The sequence below is a fragment of the Micromonospora sp. WMMD964 genome, assembly GCF_029581455.1.
Classification (GTDB): Bacteria; Actinomycetota; Actinomycetes; order Mycobacteriales; family Micromonosporaceae; genus Micromonospora.
On sequence record NZ_CP120860.1, the window covers coordinates 861,331 to 882,765 of the forward strand.

Genomic DNA, 21,435 nt, shown 5'->3' on the forward strand with positions numbered 1-21,435 from the left:
GTCATGGAGCTGAACGGCGCCCGATGGCGCAAGAGCAGCCGCAGCAGCGGCAACGGCGGCGCATGCGTCGAGGTCGCCGACAACCTGCCCGGCGTCGTGGGCGTACGGGATTCCAAGGACCCGGCCGGTCCGGCGCTCACCTTCACACCGACGGCGTGGCGCGCGTTCGTCACCGGGCTGGCTCCGCAGGTCTGACCAGGAGCGACCGTCGCTGGAATGCAGTGGAGAGAGCCTTGCGCCTGCTGTTCGAGCATCGTGACACCGAGACGCACACGAGCATCGTCGATCGCGTGTGGCGCACCCGCAGCGAGGCGCAGGACACGATGACATCCGCGGCGCGCACCTGCTGCCAACTGATCTTCACGCGGACGCAGGGGCAGTTGTTCGTCAGCCTGCGCGGGCCGGAGACCAGGGCGACCACTGCGCCGGTCCCGCCGAACGCCGAGTTCTTCGGCATCCGGCTCACCCTCGGCACCGTCCTTCGGCCGCATCCGACAGCCGCGATCGTCGACGGCCACGTGCCCTTTCCGGTGACGGACTCGGGCCGGATAGTCATCGGCGGCGACGACTGGGAAGCGCCGACGTACGAGAACGTCGAGCAGTTCGTCCGGCGGCTGCGGGACGCGGGTCTGCTGGTGCGACCACGCCTGGAGCGCCTCGCCGGGCACCCGCCGTCCGATCGAACCCGTCAGCGGCGGTACCGGGCGGTCACCGGCCTCTCGCGCACTGCCGTGACGCAGATCGACCGCGTGAACGCCGCGGCCACGATGCTGCGCGACGGGCTCGACTGGAGCACTGTCGTCGAGGCACTGGGGTACTTCGACCAAGCTCACCTGGCCCATGCGCTGCGGCGCTACGTCGGGCGTACCGCGCGAGGGCTGCGAACGGACGACGACGCGTCGATGTCGTTCCTGTACAAGACCGGCCCGTCGCCAGGCAGCTAGCGTCCGTTCTCCGGCCGCCCCGGCGGCTGCCCCGAACCGGAATCCGGAGGAGAACTGTGCTGCTCAGCGTCAACGTCTTCGTCAGCCTCGACGGAATCATGCAGGGACCGGGAGCCCCGGACGAGGATCGCTCGGGCGGCTTCGATCGCGGCGGGTGGCTCGTCCCGCACGCATCGGTGCACACCAACGGGGTGGTCGAGGGTTGGTTCCGGGAGGCGGACGCGTTCCTCTTCGGCCGCACGAGCTACGGCCTGCTCGGCGGGTACTGGCCCAAGGTCACCGCACCCGGCGACCTGATCGCCGCCAAGCTGAACACGCTTCCGAAGTACGTCGTCAGCAGGACGCTGACCGACCAGGAGGCCGACTGGAACCCGACGACGGTCCTCCGCACCGGAATCGTCGATCAGGTGCGCCGGCTCAAGGGGCGCCCCGGCAAGGAACTCCAGGTTCACGGCAGCTGGAAGCTCGTGCAGGAGCTGCACCAGGCCGGACTTGTCGATCTCTACCGGCTGCTCCAGTACCCGGTCGTGGTCGGCACCGGGAAACGACTGTTTCCGGAGGGAACGACGCCCTCGACATTCGAAACCTCAGGAGACCCGCGGGTGCTGCCCGGTGGCGTCGTCTCGCTGACGCTGACGCCCACGAACCGTGGAATGATCCCGGCGGGCACGTACACCGTGCAGAGCGGTCACTCGACGCCGGTCCTCGACTGACGCCGACTCCCCCGGCCGTCGTACACATGTTCTATCCACAGGCTGTGGACGGCGGAGGGTTCGATGGCATACCAGCTCAGCGCGGTGGTCGCGGACGTCGAACTGCTCCGCGAGCAGACCGCCGAGCTGGATCACGCGGTTCTCGGCGAGCTGCGCCAGGATTTCGGGCTGCTGCCGGTCACCCCGCAGTTGGTGGTGGAGTTGACCGGGTCGCTGCCGGACTTCGCGACGGACGACCGCAGCGCCGAGCACCCGTTCGGCTTGGTGTTGTCGCCGACGCTCGTGGAGTCGCTGGCCCGCTGGTCACAGGCGGGGCCGGTGGCGTATCTGGAGGCGGAGTTCGGTGGTGGCGTCGGCTACCAGTCGGCGGCGGTGTGGCTGGGTGGGGCGCTGACCTGGGGGCCGCACTTCGACGACGAGTTGGACACGTCGCGCGAACAGTGGCCGATCAACGGGGCGCTGGCCCGCCTCGGTGCCGAGCCCGGCGATTGGATCGACCCGTTCGCCGAGCTGGGGTTGCACCTGGAGCGCAACACCGAGGGTTGGCTGGCGCACGGGCGACGTCGACTCAGCGCCGACTACTGGGACGAACTGGTCGAACAGTGGGAAAATCAGTAATCCGGCTGCTGCCAGCAACCTGAACGCCCCCGTCCCGTTGGGGACTGGGGGATTCCATGAAATTGCGACAATTTGCTTTTATTGCCACGCTGATGACGGCTGCCTCGATCGCAGGCAGTGGCGTACCGCCGACCGGGTCGATCCCGGACGGACGGCCCGCCGGCAGCGTGGAGATCATCGACCTGAACGGCCTGCGCAACATCGAGTTCGGCGACACCGAGGACGAGCTGACCCGGCGCGGCATCCTGCGTACCGACCTGGACGCCTGCGGGCCGATGCTCGTCGGCCACGACACGGTCAGCCCGGTCTTCATCGAGGACAGACTGGTGCTGCTCTGGGTCGGCGACCCGATGCGGACACCCGAGGGCATCACCGCGGGCTCACCCGTCGACCAGGTCTGGGCGCGCTACCCGCTGGTGACCCGGCTCGCCGCTCCACAGGGGACACACCGCCTCGACGGGCTGCTCGCCCGCAGCGGCGACCGCGCGTACCTGTTCCTGCACGACGGCCGCACGGTCCGAAAAACCATCGCCGGGTACGCGGACTGGGCCCGCCGCCTCTTCGAGGAGGGAACGGGCCCGTGCTGAGCGGCCCGGACTGGCCAGCCCGACGAGATCGGTGGACAGTCGCGCGCCGACGACCACCTCACACCTGGGCCGGTTGGGGGAAACTGCGCCTTGCGTACCCCGTATCCCGTTTCGCCGGGCGCGTGGCGTAACTCCGAAACGGGAAAGCCCGGTCGATCCTCACGGATCGACCGGGCTTTATCGCACTACAGAGCGGTGGCGGAGGGATTTGAACCCTCGGAGGGCGTTAACCCTCACACGCTTTCGAGGCGTGCTCCTTAGGCCGCTCGGACACGCCACCGCCGACGAGGGTACAGGACCGCTGGTTCGGACGCCGAACCGGTATCGCCCCGGCCGGCCTGGCAGGATCTTTGCCATGAGTACGCACATCGGCGCGAAGCCGGGCGAGATCGCCGAGCGGGTCCTGATGCCGGGCGACCCCCTGCGGGCCAAGTGGATCGCGGAGACCTACCTCGAGGGCGCCACCTGCTACTCGACGGTCCGGGGCATGCTGGGTTTCACCGGCCGCTGGAACGGCGTCGAGGTTTCCGTCCAGGGTTCCGGCATGGGCATGCCGTCGGCCTCCATCTACGCCCACGAGCTGATCAACGAGTACGGCGTGAAGACGCTGATCCGCGTCGGTTCGTGCGGCGCCCTCAGCACCGACCTGCAACTGCGGGACGTGGTGGCGGCGATCGGGTCGTCCACCGACTCGAACATGAACCGGATGCGCTTCGACGGGCTGATCGACTACGCCCCGGTGGCCGACTTCGGGTTGCTGCGTACCTCGGTCGAGGTGGCCGAGCGGCGCGGCATCAGCATGCACGTCGGGCCGATCCTGGCGGCGGACGCCTTCTACACCGACCGACCGGACCTCTACGACACCCTCGCCGACTACGGCGTGCTGGCGGTGGAGATGGAGTCGGCGGCGCTCTACACGATCGCCGCCCGGTTCAAGGCCCGCGCGTTGACCGTGCTGACCGTCAGCGACCACATCAAGACCGGCGAGAAGACCACCTCGGAGGAGCGCGAGCAGACCTTCAGCCAGATGGTCGAGATCGCCCTCGACACGATCATCGCCTGATCCGTTCCGGCGGAGGGCGGCTTCACTGCCGAGAGCGGTATGACTCAGAGGTATAAATATGCCTCAGAGTCATACCGCTCTTTCGCACCAGGCTCGCCCGCCCAGGCAGAGGCAGCAGCCCGGTCAGACCGCGGCCAGCGCCTCGGTCGGCGCGAGGCGGGCGGCGCGCACCGCCGGGTAGAGGCCCGCGAAGCCGCCGATGACCAGTGTCGCGCCGACGCCGCCGAGCATCGCCCAGGCCGGAACGACTGTCGGCCACCCCTGGGACAGGGCGTACCCCGAGGTGACCAGGATCCCCAGCAACACCCCACCGACCCCACCGAGCGCGGAGAGCAGCAGCGACTCGGCGAGGAACTGGGACCGCACCTGACCCCGGGTGGCTCCGAGTGACCGGCGCAGGCCGATCTCGGCCCGCCGTTCCAGCACCGAGATCACCATGGTGTTCGCCACACCGACCCCGCCGACCAGCAGTGCGACAGCACCCAGGCCCAGCAACAGGCCGGTGAACGCGTCGTCGGTCGCCTGGGCGGCGGCCAGCGCGTCCGAGGGCCGGGAGACCTCCACCTCGTTCGGCGCCTCCGGGTTGGTGGTCGCGCCGAGCACCGACCGGACCGCCTCGACCTGGGACTCCTGGGCCCGGGTGTAGACGGTGGTCGGGTGGCCGTCGAAGCCCAGGTACTCGGTCGCCGCCGCCCAGCCGATCAACGCCGAGGTGTCCAGTTCCGGGGCGAGTGGCGCGGCGGCGAGGGTGCCGACGACTGTGAACGGCCGACCACCGAGCCACACCTGCACCCGCGGGTCCGCTGCGGTGATCCCGAGCCGCTGTGCCGCGGTGGCACCGAGCACGACCGCCGGATAGCGGGCCGTGGCCTCGTTGAGCCAGGTGCCGGTGGCCAGTTCGGCTCCGACGGTGGTGAGCAGGTCCAGCCGGGCCGCCCGGGTGGCGAGGCCACCGGTCTCCGCCGCCGGGATCCGGTCCGAGCGGTAGACCTTGGCGTCGGCGACCTGCCCGGTCGCTGACACGTCGGTCACCGGCCCGATCCGCCCGATCATCGCGATCGACTCCTCGGGCAGTTGCGCGTCCGCGCCGAACAGGGTGTTGCCCGGCTCGACGGTGAGCAGGTTGGTGCCGAGCGCGTCGAGTGCCCGGTCCAGCTCGGCCCGGGACGACGAGGAGATGCCGACGACCGCGATCATCGCGGCGATGCCGATCGCGATGCCCAGCGCGGAGAGGAACGCCCGCAGCGGACGGGTCCGCAGCCCCACCCCGCCGACGCGCAGGATGTCCGCCGGTCCCATCCGGGCCGGGTTCAGCGTCGCCATCAGCCGACCCCGCCCGGCGCGTAGGCCGAGTCGTGTCGCACCGCGCCGTCACGCATCCGTACCTGCCGGGGCAGACTCTCCGCGATCTCCCGGTCGTGGGTGATCACGAGGACGGTGGTACCGGCCCGGTGCAGGTCGTGCAGCAACTCCAGCACCCCCGCGCCGGAGCTGGAGTCGAGGTTGCCGGTCGGCTCGTCGGCGAGCAGCACCGCCGGCTCGCCGACCACCGCGCGGGCCACGGCCACGCGCTGCCGTTCACCTCCGGACAGCTCGTGCGGCCGGTGCCCCAACCGGTGGCCCAGGCCGACCCGGACCAGCGCGGCCTCCGCGCGTTCGCGCCGCCTCCTGCGGGGTACGCCGGAGTAGAGCAACCCGTCGGCCACGTTGTCCACGACCGGGACACCGGGAGCCAGATGGAACTGCTGGAACACGAAGCCGATCCGGGTGGCCCGCAATGCGGACAGCTCCCGGTCGCTCAGCTTGGCCGCGTCGTACCCGTCGACGTGCACGCTGCCCGACGACGGCCGGTCCAGGGTGCCGATCAGGTGCAGCATCGTCGACTTGCCCGATCCGGACGGGCCGACGATCGCCACCAACTCGCCGTAGCCGACCCGCAGCGACACGTCGTCCAGGGCGACGACGTCTCCGGCGTACCTCTTGCTGACCCGGTCGAGGACGACCACCTCGCTGGTCACGTCGGCACCACCACCGCCATGCCCTCGGTGAGGTCCGCGCCGTCGACCTCCACCCGACCGTCGGCGAACAGCCCGGTCGTGACCGCGAGGATCCGGGTCGCGTCACCCTCGGCGACCTGGACCCCGTAGCCGCCCTCGGCGAGCGCCAACAGCGCCGCCACCGGCACGGTGAGCACGTCACGGCGCTCCGAGACGGTGAACGTGACGTCGGCGCTGGCCTGGTCGAAGCCCGTGAGGGCCTTCGGGTCGGTCACCGCGACCGTCACCTCGATCTTCGTCTCGACATCGCCGGACTGCCCGTTCGCACCGGCCGCGCCGGGCTGGACGACCGTCTCGACGGTCCTGACGGTGCCGTCCACCGCACGGCCGTCCGGCAGCTTCACGGCGACCTTCGCGTCGCGCTTGGCCAACCGCTGGTCGTCCACGTCCAACTCGACGGTGACGACACGGTCGGTGCCGGTGTAGGTGAGCACCGTCTGGCCGGGCTGCGTGAGATCACCGGCGGCGGCCTGGTGGCTCTCCACCCGGACCTCCCGGTCGGCGTAGACGACCCGCCCCGGCTCGACCCGGCCGGTCTCGGACAGACCGAGGTCCTCCTGCCAGTCCCGGACGGCGTCGGCGGTGCTGCCGGTGTACTCGTCGTCGACGGTGAAACCGGTGTAGCCCAACGCCTGGAGGTTCCGCTCGAACTGCGCGACGTCGGCACCCTCCATCCCGGGGGCGAGAGTGCGGTACGCGGGCAGACCGCCGTAGAGGAGCACCACCTCCTCGTTGTCGACCTGGTACAGCGCCTTGCCCCGGCGCACCGTCGACCCGGTCGCCGCCAGCGCGGTGACGGTGCCGCTGAGCTTCGCCGTGGCGGTGCGTGTCGTGCCGTACCCCAGCTCGCCGTCGGCGGTCTCCGAGTCGGCGAGGGTCTGCCGGGTGACGGTGGCGGTGGCCGGTGCCGTGGTACCGGCCTGGGCGCGGTCTTCGCCGCCGCCGCCGAAGCCCACCGCGGCGACCACGCCGACGGCGGCGACCAGGAGAACGACGCCCCCGATGGCAGCGGCCCGCAGCCGCGTGCGTCGGACGGTCACCGGCCACCCCCGAACTGCGGTGCGTGCTGCCGGCACTTCTCCAGCGCGGCCTTCATGGCCGGGTCGCCGATGTTGATCGCGTTGTCCCCGGTCCCGATCCGAACCCGCCCGTCGGCGTCCGGGTCCGGGAAGTCCGGCACCCCGTTCTCCCGCATGCACTTGGCCATGGCGCGCATCTGTTCGGCCTGCTCGGGGTTGAGCTGCGGCCCCTGCCCGCCGTTGGGGAGCTTGTCCCGGCACTTCTCCATGGCGGCCTGGACCTTCTGCTGGTCCACGTCGGCGCCGAACCGGAAGGCCGGACGGCCCCCCGCCTCCGGGTCGGGCATGTCCACCCCGTTCTCGCGCATGCAGCGGGCGAAGGCGAGTTGCCGGTCCGAGTCTCCGGTCGGCGTGCCGCTCGCCGTGACGCCGGCCTTCGCCCCTCCGGCGGTCGCGACCCCGCCGCCGTCGTCGCCGCGCGGGCCGCATCCGGGCAGCGCCAGGGCGAGCAGGACGGGGATCGCGAGCATCTGTCGTCGCATGGTGTCCACTTCCGCTCAGGTCCGGCGCGGATGGCCGGACGTGTCACAAGTGCACGACAGGTGTCGTATCTCCGGCGTAACCGTGAGCGGTTACGCCGCCGTTATCGCAGCCCGAGGACCATGGAGGGGTGAGAGTGCTGGTGGTCGAGGACGAGACCGTGCTGGCGGACGCCATCGCCGAGTGGCTGCGTCGGGAGTCGTTCGCCGTCGACGTGGCGTACGACGGGGACGCCGCGTTGGAACGGCTGGGCGTCAACGAGTACGCCGTGGTGGTCCTGGACCGGGACCTGCCGGTGGTGCACGGCGACGACGTGTGCCGGGCGATCGTCGACGCGGGTGGGGAGACCCGGGTGCTGATGCTGACCGCCGCGGCGGCGGTCCGGGAGCGGGTGGCGGGGTTGGCGCTCGGCGCCGACGACTACCTGACGAAACCGTTCGCCCTGGTGGAGCTGTCGGCACGGGTGCACGCGCTGACCCGCCGGGCCCGCCCGGCGACGCCGCCGACACTGCGTCGCGCCGGCATCCAGCTCGACCCGGCCCGCCACGAGGTACGCCGGGACGACCGGCACGTCGCGCTGTCCCGCAAGGAGTTCGCGGTGCTGGCCGAACTGCTGCGCGCCGACGGGGCGGTGGTCTCCGCCGAGGATCTGCTGGAACGCGCCTGGGACGAGCACATCGACCCGTTCACGAACGTCGTCCGGGTGACCGTGATGAAGCTGCGCCGCAAGCTCGGCGACCCGCCGGTGATCGAGACGGTGCCCGGAGCGGGGTACCAGATCCGATGAAACGATTGACCATCCGCGCCCGGCTCACCCTCATCTACGGAGGACTCTTCCTGCTGGCCGGCATCGTGTTGCTCGCCGTCACGTACGTGCTCGTCGATCAGCGGATGCCGCAGCCGTTCGGGGTGAAACTGCGCGACCTGCCGGTGCCCGCGACGACACCCGGCTCGGGCGGCGGGCAGAACATCGAGATGCTGCGCTCCCTGGTGGAGCAGGCGCAGGACGAGGCGAAGCGCAACGCCCTGGAATCGCTGCTCACCCAGGGCGGCGTCGCGTTGGTGGTGGTGTCGGCGGTGGCGATCGCGTTCGGCTGGTTGCTCGCCGGTCGGGCGTTGCAGCCGCTGCAGCAGGTCACCGACACCGCCCGGCGGATCGCCGGTGCGGACACCGCCGGTCGTGGCCTGCACGAGCGGATCGCGCTCACCGGCCCCCGTGACGAGGTCCGGGAGCTGGCCGACACGTTCGACGAGATGCTGGAACGGTTGGACCGCTCGTTCGACGGGCAGCGCCGGTTCGTGGCGAACGCCTCCCACGAGCTGCGTACGCCGCTGGCGCTCAACCGCGCGCTGGTGGAGTTGGCGGTCACCCGACCGGACGCGTCGGAGGAGACCCGGCGGCTGGGCGAGTCGCTCCTGGCGGTCAACGAGCGGCACGAGCGGCTGATCGACGGCCTGCTGACCCTGGCCGACTCGGAGAACGAGCTGACCGAGCGTACCCCCGTCGACCTGGCGGAGGTCTGCGCGCACCTGATCGACCAGGCCGGGCAGCGGTCACCCGCCGTGGCGGTACGGCGGACTCTGGAGCCCGCGCCGACCAGCGGTGACCCGGTGCTGTTGGAGCGACTGACCTTCAATCTGGTGGAGAACGCGTTGCGCCACAACCTGCCCGCCGACGGGTGGGTGGAGGTGCGTACCGGGCTGGTCGACGGGCGGCCCACCCTCACGGTGACCAACACCGGCCCGGTCGTTCCCGGCTACGACGTCGAGACGATGTTCCAACCGTTCCGTCGGCTGTCCCGGGAACGGGTGGCCGGTACGCGTGGCTTCGGGTTGGGGTTGTCCATCGTCCGCGCGGTGGCCCGGGCCCACGGCGGCACCGCCGAGGCGCAGCCCCGACCGGCCGGCGGCCTGATCGTCACGGTCACCCTTCCACCGGGCTGACCAGGGCCGGTTCAGCGGAAGAAGGCGCGCAGCACGGCGGAGGTCTCGGCCTCCAACACCCCGCCGTAGACCTCGGGGCGGTGGTTGAGTCGACGGTCGCGCAGGACGTCCCACAGTGACCCGGCCGCGCCGGTCTTCGGCTCCCACGCGCCGAAGACGACTGTGGCGACCCGGGCGAGCACCAGCGCACCGGCGCACATGGTGCACGGTTCGAGGGTGACCACCAGGGTGCAGCCGTCCAGCCGCCACCGGCCGCTGCGCTCGGCGGCCCGGCGCAGGGCCAGCACCTCGGCGTGGGCGGTGGGGTCGCCGGTCAGTTCCCGTTCGTTGCGTCCGACGGCCAGCTCGGTGCCGTCCGGCCCGTAGAGGACCGCTCCGACCGGCACGTCGTCCACGTCGGTCGGGCCGTCGGCGGAGTCGGCCGGGCTGGTGACGGCGATCTCCAACGCGCGCCGCATCCACAGCTCGTGCCGTTGCCGTCGCCCGACCTCACCCAGGTCGGCGAGGCCCTCGTGGGCGCCGGGCCCGGCCCGCCCCACCGCACCGGGGGTGGGCTGCCCCGGCCGGATCGACTCCAGCGAAGGATCGGTGGCGTCGGCCGGCTCAGACCTCACGCAGCTCCTCGACCTCGTCCGCGCAGCCGAGCACCTGGCAGATCTCCGCGGTGACGTCCGCCGGCATCATCCCCTCGTGCGCGCAGAGGGTCAGCAGCTTCTGCGCGGAGATGCCGAGGTTGGCCAGCAGGTCGGCGTCACCGACCGGGTCGGCCTCCGGGTCGACGACGGGCTGTTCGCTCTCGTCGTCACCCGTGGCCGCCGGGCGCGGCTCCTCGTCGCCGTCGAGCCCGGTGACCGAGGTCTTCAGGTCACCGACCAGCAGCGCACCGAGCTGGGATTCCTCGGCGTACGCGGAATCCGAACCGAACACCCGCAGGTCCTCGCCCTCGTCGAGGCGAAGGACCACCAGGTACGCGTCGTCCGCCTCGACGAAGAGCAGCGACACGTCGGCCTCCTGGTCGACGTCCCGCAGCCGGTCGGCGACCTCGTCGATGTCGGTGGCGCCACGCAGGCTGACCTCGGCGGCGGTCCAGCCACTGTCGTCGCGCACCACGGCCGCAGCGAAGTACGACACGGTCCCCCCAATAGCCCCTCGGCACAGCGCCGACTCGTTACGCGTGCACGTTAGCCGGTCAGGTCGGCAGGCGACCGGTCAACGCCCCGAAGGGCCGGTCATTCCTGTCAAAGTCGGGTCAGCCGGCTACCCGTCGGCGGGTGGCGATGAGCTGGCGCAGACGCTCGGTGCGCTGCCGCTGGGGTCGGCTGCGCTGACGGACCGCACGGGCGCCCGCCAACTCGGCCAACAACTGAAGGCGACGGCGGCTGCGATCGGGGTCCTGTCGCGGGGTGGTCCAGGCCATAGTGCCGAGCGTGCCGAGTCTCGGCGGCCACGTCAAGACGGCGTTCGCTACGCAGCCAACCGGGCACACCGCGCAGTCGTCGACGCTGTTACGGAGCCGTTTCGGGGTGCTTACGGGAACTGCTGGAGCCGGTCACCACAGCGGCCAGTCACCGCTGCCGGCCCAACGGACCGCCAGCACGGCGGCGGCGATGCTCCAACCCCCGGCCGTGACGATGGCGACCCCGGTGGCGACCCCCCGGTCTCCGTGGCGGACCAGCACCAGGGCGCTCGACCAGGCCAACAGACCGGCCACCACGGTCCACCACGCGTAGCTGGCCACGTCGGTGCCGAGCAGGCCGAACAGCAGCAACCAGGCCGCCGCCGTGCCGCCGCCGGCGGCGACACCACCACCGGTGACCGGGTGCGGTTCGCGGTAGGTGGGGCGGTGCGGGGGCCCGGCGGGGAAGAGACCCGAGGGGGTACGCGCCACCGGACGGACCACGGCACCGGGATCCGGGCCGGGATCGGGTCGGGCGAACGTCACCGTCGCTGCCCTCCCCTCACGCGCGTCGCTCGTGCCCACGGTACCGGCTCTGCCAGGATGACCGGATGCCGTCGCCGACGATCGACCGCCGCGCTCGTTCGGCGTACCCGATCCTGCTGCTGCTCGCCCCGGTGTTGGCCGCCGGCTGCGCGACCACCCGGCCGGGGGTGCCCGCCGACGGCGCCGCACCGACGCCACCGGTGGTCTGGGCGACAGCCGATCAGCCGGCGGCGCCGTCACCGACGGCCGACCGTCCGGCACCCGCCCCGACGCCGTCGTCGGCCGGGCCGTCGACGGCGGCACCGCGCGCCGGGCTGCGGCATGTCTTGCCGGTACGCGCCGACGACGTCGACTACCACCCGACGCACGGGGCGTACCCGGCCACCGACCTCTTCGCCGACTGCGGTGAGCCGTTCGTCGCGGTGACCGACGGGACGGTGTTGGAGGTGAGCCGGGTCGACCGGTACACCAAGCGCGGGCCGCAGGGCCCGGAGAACGGCGGCCTGTCGGTGTCCCTGCTCGGCGACGACGGGGTGCGCTACTACGGCTCGCACCTGAGTGTCGTGTCCAGCGGCATCGACCCGGGGGTGCGTGTCCGGGCCGGGCAGCAGCTCGGCAAGGTGGGGCGCACCGGCAACGCCAACAACGTGTGCCATGTGCACTTCGGCATCTCGCCGCCGTGCACCGGCAAGGACGGCTGGTGGATCCGGCGCGGGGTGCTCTGGCCGGCGCGTTACCTGGATTCCTGGCGGCGCGGTGGCAATCGGGAACCGGCCACCGAGGTCGCCTTGTGGCAACGCGAACACGGCTGCCCGAAGGCACCCTGACATGGCCGGCGCGAGAGATCCCATCGCCGACCTGCGTCGGATCGCGTTCCTGTTGGAGCGGGCGAACGAGGCCACCTACCGGGTCCGCGCGTTCCGGTCGGCGGCGAAGGCGTTGGCCGGTCTGCCGGCAGCCGAGGTCCAGACCCGGGCGGCCAACGGCACGCTCACCGAGTTGGCCGGGGTCGGCGACGTGACGGCCCGGTGTGTGGCGGAGTCCGTGGCCGGTGAGGAGCCGGTCTACCTGCGCCGGTTGGTGGCGACCGAGGGCAGCGACCTGGACGCCGAGGCGACGGCGCTCCGCGCCGCCCTGCGGGGCGACTGCCACACCCACTCGGACTGGTCCGACGGCGGTTCTCCGATCGAGGAGATGGCGTTGGCCGCTGTGGAGTTGGGCCACGAGTACCTGGTGTTGACCGACCACTCGCCCCGACTGACGGTGGCCCGGGGGTTGACCGCCGACCGGCTGCGTCAGCAGCTCGACTACGTGGCGACGGTCAACGCGGCGCTGCCCGAGGGGTTCCGGATCCTCACCGGTATCGAGGTGGACATCCTCGCCGACGGCTCACTGGACCAGGACGAGGATCTGCTGGCCCGCCTGGACGTGGTGGTCGGGTCGGTGCACAGCGGCCTGAAGGACGAACGGTCGAAGATGACCAGGCGCATGGTGACGGCTGTCGCCAACCCGCACCTGGACATCCTCGGTCACGTCACCGGCCGGATGGTGTCGTCCCGCCCGACCGGCGTCACCGGGCCCGGTGACCGTGGGCACCGCGCCCGGACGCGGGCGGAGAGCGACTTCGACGCGGACGCCGTCTTCGCCGCCTGCGCGGAACACGACACCGCCGTCGAAATCAACTCCCGGCCGGAACGGCAGGACCCGCCGAAGCGGCTGATCCGCCGCGCGCTGGAGGCCGGTTGCCGGTTCGCCGTCAACACCGACGCGCACGCACCCGGCCAGCTCGACTGGCAGCGGTTCGGCTGCGAGCGGGCCGCTCTCTGCGGCGTGCCCGCCGACCGGGTCGTCAACACCTGGTCGGCCGAGCAACTGGTCGAGTGGACCCACAGCCGCGCCTGACCTGGACGCCCCGCTCGCCTCCTTCCGGCCCGCCATCCGCCGGCTCCGTGACGCGGCGGGTCTCAGTGACGGACCGGCTCGGCGGCGGGCGCGGCGGGAGCCCCGACGCCTACCACCGGGCTGGTCCGGCGGCGGCCGATGACGCCCTGCGAGACCGCGACACCGAGCAGCACGATGAGCGCGCCGACCGGCTGGTGCCAGTTGAGTCGTTCGCCGAGCGCCACCGCGCCGATCAGCACCGCGAAGATCGGGATCAGGTAGGTGACGGTGGAGGCGGTGCTCGCGCCGGCCACCCGGATGTTGCGCATGTTGATCACGAAGGCGAGCCCGGTGCCGAGCGCGCCGAGGGTCAGCACGCTGGCCACCACGCCCAGCGACAACTCGGTCGGGAGCGGCGGCAGGCCCGCGACGAACGGGGTGACGATGGCCAGTTGCCCGGCGGCGAGCAGCAGTTGCGCGGCGGAGAGCGAGAGGCCGGAGTGGGTGCTACCGGCGACGAACCGCTTCTGGTACGGAATCGCGACTCCGTAACAGGCAGCCGCGCCGAAGCACATCAACTGCCCGGTGAAGTGCGCGCCGCCGATGCCCTCCCAGACCCCGAGGACCACCAGCACGCCGACGAAGCCCAGCCCGAGCCCGACGGCACGGCGCACGGTCAGCCGCTCGGTGCGGAAGACCAGCACCGCCAGCGGCAGCACGATCAGTGGGGTGGTGGCGTTCCAGATGCCGGCCAGCATCGACTCGACCCGCTGCTCACCGTAGCCGAACAGGGTGAACGGCACGGCCACACCGAACGCCGCGACGACAGCCAGGTGCGCCCAGACCCGGGGCTCGCGGGGAAGCCGGTCACGCAGCACGGCGAGGACGACCAGCAGGGTCAACGCCCCGGCGCCGACCCGGTAGAGGGTGAGTTGGACCGGGTGCAGCTCGGCCACCCCGATCTTGATGAAGAGGAAGCTGGAGCCCCAGATGGCGGCGAGGGCGAGGAAGCCCGGCAGCCAGGCGCTCAGCGGCGCCTTGTCAGGAGTGGAATCGGTGGTCACCCCTGACACTCTGCCCTACCCGTACGACAGAATCGCACCCCTTTTCGGATGTCCCACCGCGCGAAACCCCAGCCTGGACACGGCAAACGTCATCGACACGGGAGTGGGTTGGTCACGTAGGGTCGCAGCGTGGGACGAATCGATGAAATCGCCAACCGATACGTAGCCGAATGGGCGCCCTTGAGCCCTACCGGCGCGACCTTCGTCGGCATCGCCGGCCATGACGACAAGCTCGACGACCTCTCGCCCGAGGGCTACCGAGCGCGCGCGGACCTCACCCGCCGGACGCTCGCCGAGTTGGAGGTGACCGAGCCGGCGACCGAGTTGGAACGCACTGCCAAGGAGGCCATGCAGGAACGGCTCGGCCTCGACCTGGCGCGCTACGACGCCGGTGAGGCGACCAGCGAGGTGAGCGTCATCACCAGCGGGCTGCACGAGATCCGCATGGTGTTCGACCTGATGCCGAGCGCGACCAGCGACGAGCAGGCCAACGTCGCCGCCCGGCTCAACAGCTTCGCGGGCGCGTTGGAGGGCTACAAGACCACGCTGCGCGAGGCGCTCGCCGCAGGCGAGGTCAGCTCGAAGGTGCAGTTGGTCGAGGTGGCCAAGCAGTGCGACATCTGGGTCGACCCGGCCCGGGACAACTTCTTCCACGGGCTGGTCGAGCGGCTGGGCGCGGACGGCGCGCTCGGCGCGGACCTGCGTCGCGGCGCGGCGGCGGCGACCGCGGCGACCGCCGAGTTCGGCCAGTTCCTGCGTAACGAGATGGCCCCGCACGGGCGGGACAAGCAGGCCGCCGGGCGGGAGCGCTACGAGCTGGCCTCGCAGTACTTCCTCGGCGCCAAGGTCGACCTGGACGAGACGTACGCCTGGGGGTTCGCGGAGCTGGCCCGCCTGGAGGCGGAGATGCGGGTCGTCGCCGGGCGCATCGCCGGTTCGGGTGCCGGCGTCGACGAGGCCGTGGCCAAGCTGGACGCCGACCCGGAGCGGACCATCCGCGGCAAGGAGGCGTTCCGGGACTGGATGCAGGAGCTGGCCGACAGGGCCATCGCCGAGCTGCACGGCACGCACTTCGACATTCCGGAGCAGGTCCGCCGCATCGAGTGCTGTCTCGCCCCGACCAGCGACGGCGCCATCTACTACACCGGCCCGAGTGAGGACTTCTCCCGCCCGGGTCGGATGTGGTGGGCGGTGCCGCAGGGCATCAGTGACTTCTCCACCTGGCGTGAGGTGACCACGGTCTACCACGAGGGCGTGCCGGGTCACCACCTCCAGGTGGCGCAGACCGCCGTCCGGGCCGACCTGCTCAACCGCTGGCAGCGGTTGCTCTGCTGGGTCTCCGGGCACGGCGAGGGCTGGGCGCTCTACTCGGAGCGGCTGATGGACGAGCTGGGTTACCTGGAGGACCCGGGCGACAAGCTGGGCATGCTCGACGGTCAGGCGATGCGGGCGGCCCGGGTGATCGTGGACATCGGCATGCACCTGGAGCTGGAGATCCCGAAGGACAACCCGTTCGATTTCCACCCGGGTGAGCGGTGGACGCCGGAGCTGGGTTGGGAGTTCATGCGGGCGCACTGCCGGGTGCCGGACGAGAACCTGCGCTTCGAGCTGAACCGCTACCTGGGCTGGCCGGGGCAGGCGCCCTCGTACAAGGTGGGTGAGCGGATCTGGCTTCAGGCCCGTGAGGACGCCAAGGCCCGCAAGGGCGCGGACTTCGACCTGCGGGAGTTCCACCGGCAGGCGCTGGACCTGGGTGCGCTGGGTCTCGACCCGCTGCGTCGGGCGCTGGCCCGGCTCTGATCGGGCGACGGCTGCGCGCGGCGGGACGAATCCGCCGCCGCGCGCAGTCGGGTTCCTCAGCCCAGGGTCAACGCCAACGCGGGCCTGGCGGTGAGCGTGTCACTGGTGACGTACGCCAGGTCGATGACCGGGTCGGTGAACGTGACCGGGATGGGCGAGGTGACCGGCAGGCCCTCCGGGAGCGGCAGGTCCGGCGTCAGCGTGATCTTGATGCCGAGCAACCGGCCGACGAACCGGGTGGCGTAGAAGGCGACGTTCCCGCTGACGGTCAGCCGGTCGGTCGCGTAGCGCTGGTTTCGCCCGGCCGGGCCGTCGGCGCGGAGCAGGAAGTCGTCGGTCACCGCCTCCCGCATGCTGAACTTGAGCACCGTGAGGTCGCCCTTCACCGTGTGCAGGTCGGTGATCCCGTCGAACCGCAAACCGGTCATCCGGACCGACGACCCGGTGAGCTTGGACGGTGTCTGCGCCACAGTCGGCAGGCCCGGGTCGGCGGCGATGCGCGGCAGCGGCTGTCCCGGCCGTACCACGCCCGGCTTGCCGGGTGCCGCCGGACCGCCCGGCCTGCCGGCGGGCGACGACGGGCAGGCGGCCGGTCCGGGAGCCGCCGTCGGCGTGCCGCTCGGTGACACGGTCGGGCTCGCCGACGGCGTCGGTGTCTCCTTACGGCGTCCACCGGGGAGCAGGTCACCGATTCCGTCCAGGATGTCGGTGATCAGGTTGCCACGCCGGGTCGGGCTCGGCGTCGGCGTCGCGGTGGTGCGGGTGGGCGACGGCGTGACGGTCCGGGACGGTGTCGGGCAGGTGGTCGTGCTGGGTCGGTTCGGCGCGGCCTGCACCGCTCCGGGCGGGGCGGCCAAGCCGGCAGCGGCGAGGCCGAGCACCACGACTGCGACACCGAAGGCCCTCGGGTCGGGCTGCCCGACGGACGGCTGTTCCTGGCTGGACGCGTCGGCCAGGCCGGTCGGAGCCGGGTGGTTCGGCGCGTCGCCCGCGTCGGGCACGGGCGAGGCCGGGCGGGTCGACGCGTCTTCCGCGTCCGACGCGAGTGGTGCGGGATGGTTCGACACGTCGCCCGCGAGCGGTGCGGGGTGGTCCGACACGTCTCCCGCGTCGGGCGCAGTCGGTTGGATCGGCGTCCACGCGAAGGCGAGCGCGCTGCCGACGATGCCGAGCAGCAGACCGACGAAGAAGCCGCCGAGGTTGAGCCCGATCAGCGAGTAGACGGCGGTCACCGCGGCGACGACGGAGTAGAACAGCCGCTGCGTCGGGGTGAACCAGAGCAGCAGGCCGCAGGTCACCAGGATGACCGGGATCAGCAGGGAGAGCAGACCGCCGGCCCCGCTGTGGAAGCTCAGGCCGTTGACGGTCATCCGGGTGGAGGCGAACATCTCCAGCCCGGCCAGGGCGGTGAGCAGTCCGCCCCAGAACGGTCGGCTGCGCTGCCAGCGGCGGAAGGTCCGCCACGCCTGAGCCGGACCACCGGGCCGGGCGTGGGCCGGGTTCGCGCTTGTCACGTACTCCTCCTGGCCGAGCGGGGACGGGGACACGGGCCGGGCCCGCGGCGTCGTGCACCGCGGGCCACGACTCAGCTCAGAAGCACTCCTTGCCCTTGGCGTCGTCGCCCACGTTGACCTTCAGTCGGAGGCCGACCAGGTTGAACGTGGCCGCCGTGGTGTAGCGGGACACCTGTTGCAGGTTGGTGATGGTGACGTGGTCGGAGTTCTGGCCGAACGAGCCGGCCTGCGCCGTCGGGTTCAGGTCGGTGGCGTCCCGCCCGATCCTGATGTTGGTGAAGGTCGCGTTGCCGTTCAGCGAGTCCATCGCGATCAGCAGGTCCTTGGCGCGGGCGGGCTCCTTGCCCTCACCGGCGTTGATGGTGAGCACCACCGGCAGGCCCGGCAGGTCGGCGCGGACCGACTGGCAGAGGCTGTACAGCTCGGCGCTGCTGATCTCGGACAGGGCGACCGGGTGGGCCTGACCGGCCTTGCCGTCCTTGCCCTTCTCCCGGACGATGCCGCCGTACTGCTTGAATCCGTCGCCTTCGAGGCGATCGGCACCGATCTTGAACGTCTGCCCGGAGACGGTGATGTCGGACGCGATCGCGCCGGTCGACATTCCGAACAGGATGGCGCCGGCGGCGGCCGTGGCGGGGACCATCATGGCGGTGAATCGCCACCACCGGGTACGCCCCTGACTTCTCGAACGATCCTGCACGGGCTCCTCCTCGGCTGGATGCGTGCGGCCGGTCGCGACGTGGCAGCCCACCGGGCGCGCCGTCTGTTACCGGCTGGTAACCATCGCGCTTGATGGTGCACCCGCTGCGGCGCAGCTCACAACCCCTCGATTACCGATCAGTAACAGTCGGGTGGTCCAGCGACAGCATGGGGTCACCCTCGGTGGAGTCGATCAGCCACTGGGATGGACAAAACACCCCCAATCAGGGCAAGATCAGAAACTGTCCACACGGAGAGTGGCGCTACATTGACGAATTACAATAAGGTAACGAATGTAAAGCGGCAGCCGTTCTCACCTGCCACACGCAGGGCCGTTCGGGTCGACCGACAGGCCCGAACAGCCGGATCAGCACGGTGCCGGTCGATCCCAGGTGCCGCTCACATGCCCTACTGTTTCGGCGTGAATCTGAACGACGTGCGTCGCGACTGGACCAAGCTCGGCGCCGAGGACCCGCTCTGGGCGGTGCTCGTCCAACCCGGCAAGCGCGGGGGGCGGTGGGACGCCGAGGAGTTCCTCGCCACCGGCCGCACCGACGTCGAGGAGACCACCACGCAGCTCCGCCGCCTGGGTGCACCCACCCGCTGGGAGCGGGTGCTGGATTTCGGCTGCGGCGCGGGACGGCTCTCGCAGGCGCTCGCCCCGCACGCCGACGAGGTCGTCGGTGTGGACATCTCCCCGCCCATGCTGGAGACCGCCCGGCAACTCGACCGAAGCGCCGGCAACATCACGTTCGTCCTCAACGACGCGCCGGACCTGAGCCAGTTCCCGGACGGTCACTTCGACCTGGTCTACAGCGCCCTGGTGTTGCAGCACCTGCCCCGCCCCGCCATCGACACCTACCTGGTCGAGTTCCTGCGCGTCCTGCGACCCGGCGGCATCGCCGTCGTGGGGTTGCCGACCGAGCTGGCGCGTACGGCCAAGGGCCTCGTCTGGCGGGTGGCACCCTTCGGGCTGATCAGCTGGATTCAGCGCCACCTGCTCGACTACCCGGCGCCGATGAAGATGACCGCCGTACCGCACGCCGACATGGTCCGACTGATGGGCGCGCACGGTGGGGAGATCGTCGGACGGTGGCCCGACCTGCCGTACACCGAAGACTGGCTCTGCACCCGCTACGCCGTACGCCGCGTCTGACGCCGCCGGAAGCCCGACGGCGGTGCAGACGACCGGGCCGGCCGACCCGGGGGTCGGCCGGCCCGGTCAGGTCGGCGATGAGGTGGGGGTGTGTTAGGGCTCGCTGCGCTCCGCGGCATGGCGGCCGCCGGCCGGTGCCGTGGGCTCCTCGACCGGCTCGGGGGACCGCTGCGACGGCAGGTCGGCCGTCGGCTGGTCGTCGGCCGCCACCGGCGCCGCGTCGGGCTTGCGGCGAGCCGCACGGACGACGAGGTACACGCCGATCAGCACCAGAACGAGGCCGAGGAGACCGAGGACGACAGGCACCACAGTGGTCAGCAGGTTGATCTGACCACGCGCGTCCTTGGCAGCCTTGGCCTGCTGCTTCTGGGTGTCCTCGGTGAAGGCGAGGTCCGCGTCGATGATCTTGATCTTGTCCGCACCGGTCGCGTCCCGGAGCGTCTGCAACTGCTTCTCCTGACCCTTGACGATCACGCCGCTGTCAGGCTCCACCCACAAGGTTCGGGTGTTGGCGTAGTAGCGGCCGGCGTTGACGACCTCCTCGGTCGAACCCAGCAGGCTGCCCGGGACCTTGATCTCGCTGATCTGGATGGTTTCGACAGTCATCTCGAACTTGTAGACGGTCAACCCCTGCAGCTTCTCCGTGCTCACGTACTTGGCGGGGTACGCCTTCCGAGCGGTGTTGTCGAAGTACTGGTAGGTCTTCTTCTCCGTGCCGAACGGGAACGTGTACGTCAGGCCCTCGTGCTTGAAGGGCGCACCGTTGATGTCCTCGGCACAGCAGGCGACGGCCATCGCCGTCCGCCGGTCGATCGCCACCCGGTCCGTGCTGACCGTGACCTGCTGCTTCTCCCGGTCGGGCTCGGCGTCGTTGATCACCCGGACGCCGACGTTGAAGACCGCCCGATCGTCGTTGCCGGCGGCGACATCACCCCGGACAGCCCGGTGGGCCGTCAGGTTGATCCCGGTCTTCTCCGACAGCGTGCCGAAATCGAGCACTGTCGCGTTCTGGGCCTTCGAGACCGTCACCGAACTCTGGTTCAAGGGCACCTTGACGAGAGCGGGCGCGACGACCAGCGGCGTCGCCACGGCCCCGACGATCAGGAACGTGCCCGCCGCCACCAAGATGGCACCCGACGTGGGTCGCATGTAACTCCTCCCCTTGTAAATGTCGACTAGTCGGCTGACAGTACATGACGAGACCGTTTTCGGATATGGTCCGACGCGGCCTTGCGAGCCGTACCGACCACGGCCGGATGCGGCCGTCCGGCTGCCACAACAAATGGGATGTCGAGGACCTGTGAGCCGACCCGTAAAAGCAGCCCCGACCAACGGGGCGGGCCGTCCCCCCGAGCCGAATAGCGGCCGTACGGACAGCTGGTTACCCGCCCTGGAAGGCCTTCGGGCGGTGGCGGTGTTCGCCGTTGTCCTGCACCATGTGTCCTTCCTCAGCGGGCTCACTTACTCGTACGGACGCGCTGGTGGAGTGATGGCCAGGCTGGAGGTGGGCGTGGCGGTCTTCTTCGCACTGTCGGGCTTCCTCCTCTACCGCCCATTTGCGCGCGCAGCAATTCAGGCGCAGCCGCAACCGCCAGTACGCGCATACCTCCGGCATCGCGCACTGCGCATTCTGCCCGGTTACTGGGCAATGGCGGTTGTCGCACTCACCTGGCTCAACATCGATTACCTCCGGTCACTCTGGGACTGGGCAATCCCCCTTCTGCTCGTACACATATATGAACCATTGCGGCTGCCGGTCGGTATGGAACAGACCTGGAGCCTCGCCACCGAGTCGGTCTTCTACCTGGCGCTGCCGTTGATCGCGATGCTCGGCCGGCGGATGGGCGGTCGAACCCCGCTGGCGCGGGCCCGACGTCAGCTGACGCTCGGCATC

At 70.9% G+C, this 21,435-nt stretch carries 23 protein-coding genes, 1 tRNA gene and 1 pseudogene; 12 read left to right on the forward strand and 13 right to left on the reverse strand.

The annotated features are described in order from the left end of the window. The first annotated feature begins 3 nt into the window (after positions 1-3). The 5 genes from O7616_RS04075 to O7616_RS04095 all read left to right on the forward strand — a co-directional run bounded on the left by O7616_RS04075 (position 4) and on the right by O7616_RS04095 (position 2,862). On the forward strand, positions 4-195 hold the full coding sequence (locus tag O7616_RS04075; protein ID WP_282307520.1) for a DUF397 domain-containing protein: 192 nt from the start codon (positions 4-6) through the stop codon (positions 193-195). 38 nt (positions 196-233) lie between these two features. Continuing rightward, on the forward strand, positions 234-944 hold the full coding sequence (locus O7616_RS04080; protein WP_282305672.1) for an AraC family transcriptional regulator: 711 nt from the start codon (positions 234-236) through the stop codon (positions 942-944). A 56-nt stretch (positions 945-1,000) separates the two neighbouring features. After that, positions 1,001-1,657, forward strand: coding sequence for a dihydrofolate reductase family protein (locus O7616_RS04085; protein WP_282305673.1), 657 nt, complete (start codon positions 1,001-1,003; stop codon positions 1,655-1,657). A gap of 63 nt (positions 1,658-1,720) precedes the next feature. Continuing rightward, the gene (locus O7616_RS04090; protein ID WP_282305674.1) at positions 1,721-2,275 is read left to right on the forward strand and encodes a hypothetical protein; all 555 of its coding nucleotides are present in this window, start codon (positions 1,721-1,723) and stop codon (positions 2,273-2,275) included. A 92-nt stretch (positions 2,276-2,367) separates the two neighbouring features. Next, entirely contained in the window at positions 2,368-2,862 is a 495-nt protein-coding gene (locus O7616_RS04095) for a hypothetical protein (RefSeq protein ID WP_282305675.1), read from the forward strand. A 193-nt stretch (positions 2,863-3,055) separates the two neighbouring features. On the opposite strand, the gene O7616_RS04100 is transcribed toward O7616_RS04095, so the two are convergent. Then, positions 3,056-3,142: transfer RNA gene (locus O7616_RS04100), tRNA-Ser, on the reverse strand. A gap of 75 nt (positions 3,143-3,217) precedes the next feature. Here O7616_RS04100 and deoD point away from each other — a divergent pair. Beyond that, complete coding sequence (deoD, locus tag O7616_RS04105) at positions 3,218-3,925, forward strand: purine-nucleoside phosphorylase (RefSeq protein WP_030328147.1); 708 nt, start codon at positions 3,218-3,220, stop codon at positions 3,923-3,925. A gap of 123 nt (positions 3,926-4,048) precedes the next feature. Here the strand turns inward: deoD and O7616_RS04110 are convergent, their stop codons facing one another. From O7616_RS04110 to O7616_RS04125, 4 genes are read right to left on the reverse strand one after another with little or no spacing between them, the layout of a single operon-like run. Further along, positions 4,049-5,248, reverse strand: a complete 1,200-nt coding sequence (locus tag O7616_RS04110) for an ABC transporter permease (RefSeq protein ID WP_282305676.1) — start codon at positions 5,246-5,248, stop codon at positions 4,049-4,051. Next, the gene (locus tag O7616_RS04115; RefSeq protein ID WP_282264730.1) at positions 5,248-5,931 is read right to left on the reverse strand and encodes an ABC transporter ATP-binding protein; all 684 of its coding nucleotides are present in this window, start codon (positions 5,929-5,931) and stop codon (positions 5,248-5,250) included. Before O7616_RS04115 ends, O7616_RS04110 begins: the two co-directional genes overlap by 1 nt. An 8-nt stretch (positions 5,932-5,939) precedes the next feature. Continuing rightward, on the reverse strand, positions 5,940-7,022 hold the full coding sequence (locus O7616_RS04120; RefSeq protein WP_282305678.1) for a peptidoglycan-binding domain-containing protein: 1,083 nt from the start codon (positions 7,020-7,022) through the stop codon (positions 5,940-5,942). Continuing rightward, complete coding sequence (locus tag O7616_RS04125; protein ID WP_282263903.1) at positions 7,019-7,543, reverse strand: hypothetical protein; 525 nt, start codon at positions 7,541-7,543, stop codon at positions 7,019-7,021. The genes O7616_RS04120 and O7616_RS04125 overlap by 4 nt, the downstream gene beginning before the upstream one ends. A 128-nt stretch (positions 7,544-7,671) precedes the next feature. Here O7616_RS04125 and O7616_RS04130 point away from each other — a divergent pair, with 128 nt between their 5' ends. Further along, positions 7,672-8,328 carry a response regulator transcription factor gene (locus tag O7616_RS04130; protein ID WP_282263902.1) on the forward strand — a complete coding sequence of 219 codons (657 nt, stop codon included), beginning with the start codon at positions 7,672-7,674 and terminating at the stop codon, positions 8,326-8,328. Next, complete coding sequence (locus tag O7616_RS04135) at positions 8,325-9,485, forward strand: HAMP domain-containing sensor histidine kinase (RefSeq protein WP_282305680.1); 1,161 nt, start codon at positions 8,325-8,327, stop codon at positions 9,483-9,485. Before O7616_RS04130 ends, O7616_RS04135 begins: the two co-directional genes overlap by 4 nt. A gap of 11 nt (positions 9,486-9,496) precedes the next feature. Here the strand turns inward: O7616_RS04135 and O7616_RS04140 are convergent, their stop codons facing one another. The 4 genes from O7616_RS04140 to O7616_RS04155 all read right to left on the reverse strand — a co-directional run bounded on the left by O7616_RS04140 (position 9,497) and on the right by O7616_RS04155 (position 11,385). After that, a complete protein-coding gene (locus tag O7616_RS04140; RefSeq protein ID WP_282264729.1) occupies positions 9,497-9,943 on the reverse strand; it encodes a nucleoside deaminase in 447 nt (148 codons plus the stop codon). 145 nt (positions 9,944-10,088) lie between these two features. Next, positions 10,089-10,616 (reverse strand): tRNA adenosine deaminase-associated protein, encoded by a 528-nt coding sequence (locus O7616_RS04145; RefSeq protein ID WP_282263900.1) that lies wholly within the window; start codon positions 10,614-10,616, stop codon positions 10,089-10,091. Positions 10,617-10,734: 118 nt separating this feature from the next. After that, positions 10,735-10,902: a hypothetical protein gene (locus O7616_RS04150; RefSeq protein ID WP_167454701.1), complete on the reverse strand. Its 168-nt coding sequence runs from the start codon at positions 10,900-10,902 to the stop codon at positions 10,735-10,737. 132 nt (positions 10,903-11,034) lie between these two features. After that, the gene (locus O7616_RS04155; RefSeq protein ID WP_282307522.1) at positions 11,035-11,385 is read right to left on the reverse strand and encodes a hypothetical protein; all 351 of its coding nucleotides are present in this window, start codon (positions 11,383-11,385) and stop codon (positions 11,035-11,037) included. Positions 11,386-11,492: 107 nt separating this feature from the next. Between O7616_RS04155 and O7616_RS04160 the strand changes: the two genes are divergently transcribed. Both O7616_RS04160 and O7616_RS04165 read left to right on the forward strand, forming a co-directional pair. Beyond that, positions 11,493-12,254 (forward strand): peptidoglycan DD-metalloendopeptidase family protein, encoded by a 762-nt coding sequence (locus O7616_RS04160; RefSeq protein WP_282305681.1) that lies wholly within the window; start codon positions 11,493-11,495, stop codon positions 12,252-12,254. A 1-nt stretch (position 12,255) separates the two neighbouring features. Continuing rightward, positions 12,256-13,329 carry a PHP domain-containing protein gene (locus O7616_RS04165; RefSeq protein ID WP_282305682.1) on the forward strand — a complete coding sequence of 358 codons (1,074 nt, stop codon included), beginning with the start codon at positions 12,256-12,258 and terminating at the stop codon, positions 13,327-13,329. Here the strand turns inward: O7616_RS04165 and O7616_RS04170 are convergent. Further along, positions 13,212-14,372: pseudogene (locus tag O7616_RS04170) on the reverse strand (DMT family transporter); the annotation flags it as partial. The gene O7616_RS04165 and the pseudogene O7616_RS04170 overlap by 118 nt on opposite strands. A 129-nt stretch (positions 14,373-14,501) precedes the next feature. Here O7616_RS04170 and O7616_RS04175 point away from each other — a divergent pair. Further along, a complete protein-coding gene (locus O7616_RS04175) occupies positions 14,502-16,172 on the forward strand; it encodes a DUF885 domain-containing protein (RefSeq protein WP_282305683.1) in 1,671 nt (556 codons plus the stop codon). Positions 16,173-16,228: 56 nt separating this feature from the next. Here O7616_RS04175 and O7616_RS04180 read toward each other — a convergent pair whose 3' ends face one another. Both O7616_RS04180 and O7616_RS04185 read right to left on the reverse strand, forming a co-directional pair. Continuing rightward, positions 16,229-17,686 carry a DUF6114 domain-containing protein gene (locus O7616_RS04180; protein ID WP_282305684.1) on the reverse strand — a complete coding sequence of 486 codons (1,458 nt, stop codon included), beginning with the start codon at positions 17,684-17,686 and terminating at the stop codon, positions 16,229-16,231. Positions 17,687-17,762: 76 nt separating this feature from the next. Continuing rightward, positions 17,763-18,386, reverse strand: coding sequence for a DUF6230 family protein (locus tag O7616_RS04185; protein ID WP_282305685.1), 624 nt, complete (start codon positions 18,384-18,386; stop codon positions 17,763-17,765). A gap of 420 nt (positions 18,387-18,806) precedes the next feature. Here O7616_RS04185 and O7616_RS04190 point away from each other — a divergent pair, with 420 nt between their 5' ends. Further along, the gene (locus tag O7616_RS04190; protein WP_282305686.1) at positions 18,807-19,541 is read left to right on the forward strand and encodes a class I SAM-dependent methyltransferase; all 735 of its coding nucleotides are present in this window, start codon (positions 18,807-18,809) and stop codon (positions 19,539-19,541) included. A gap of 93 nt (positions 19,542-19,634) precedes the next feature. Here the strand turns inward: O7616_RS04190 and O7616_RS04195 are convergent, their stop codons facing one another. After that, on the reverse strand, positions 19,635-20,690 hold the full coding sequence (locus O7616_RS04195) for a DUF3068 domain-containing protein (RefSeq protein WP_282305688.1): 1,056 nt from the start codon (positions 20,688-20,690) through the stop codon (positions 19,635-19,637). Positions 20,691-21,435: the final 745 nt, after the last annotated feature.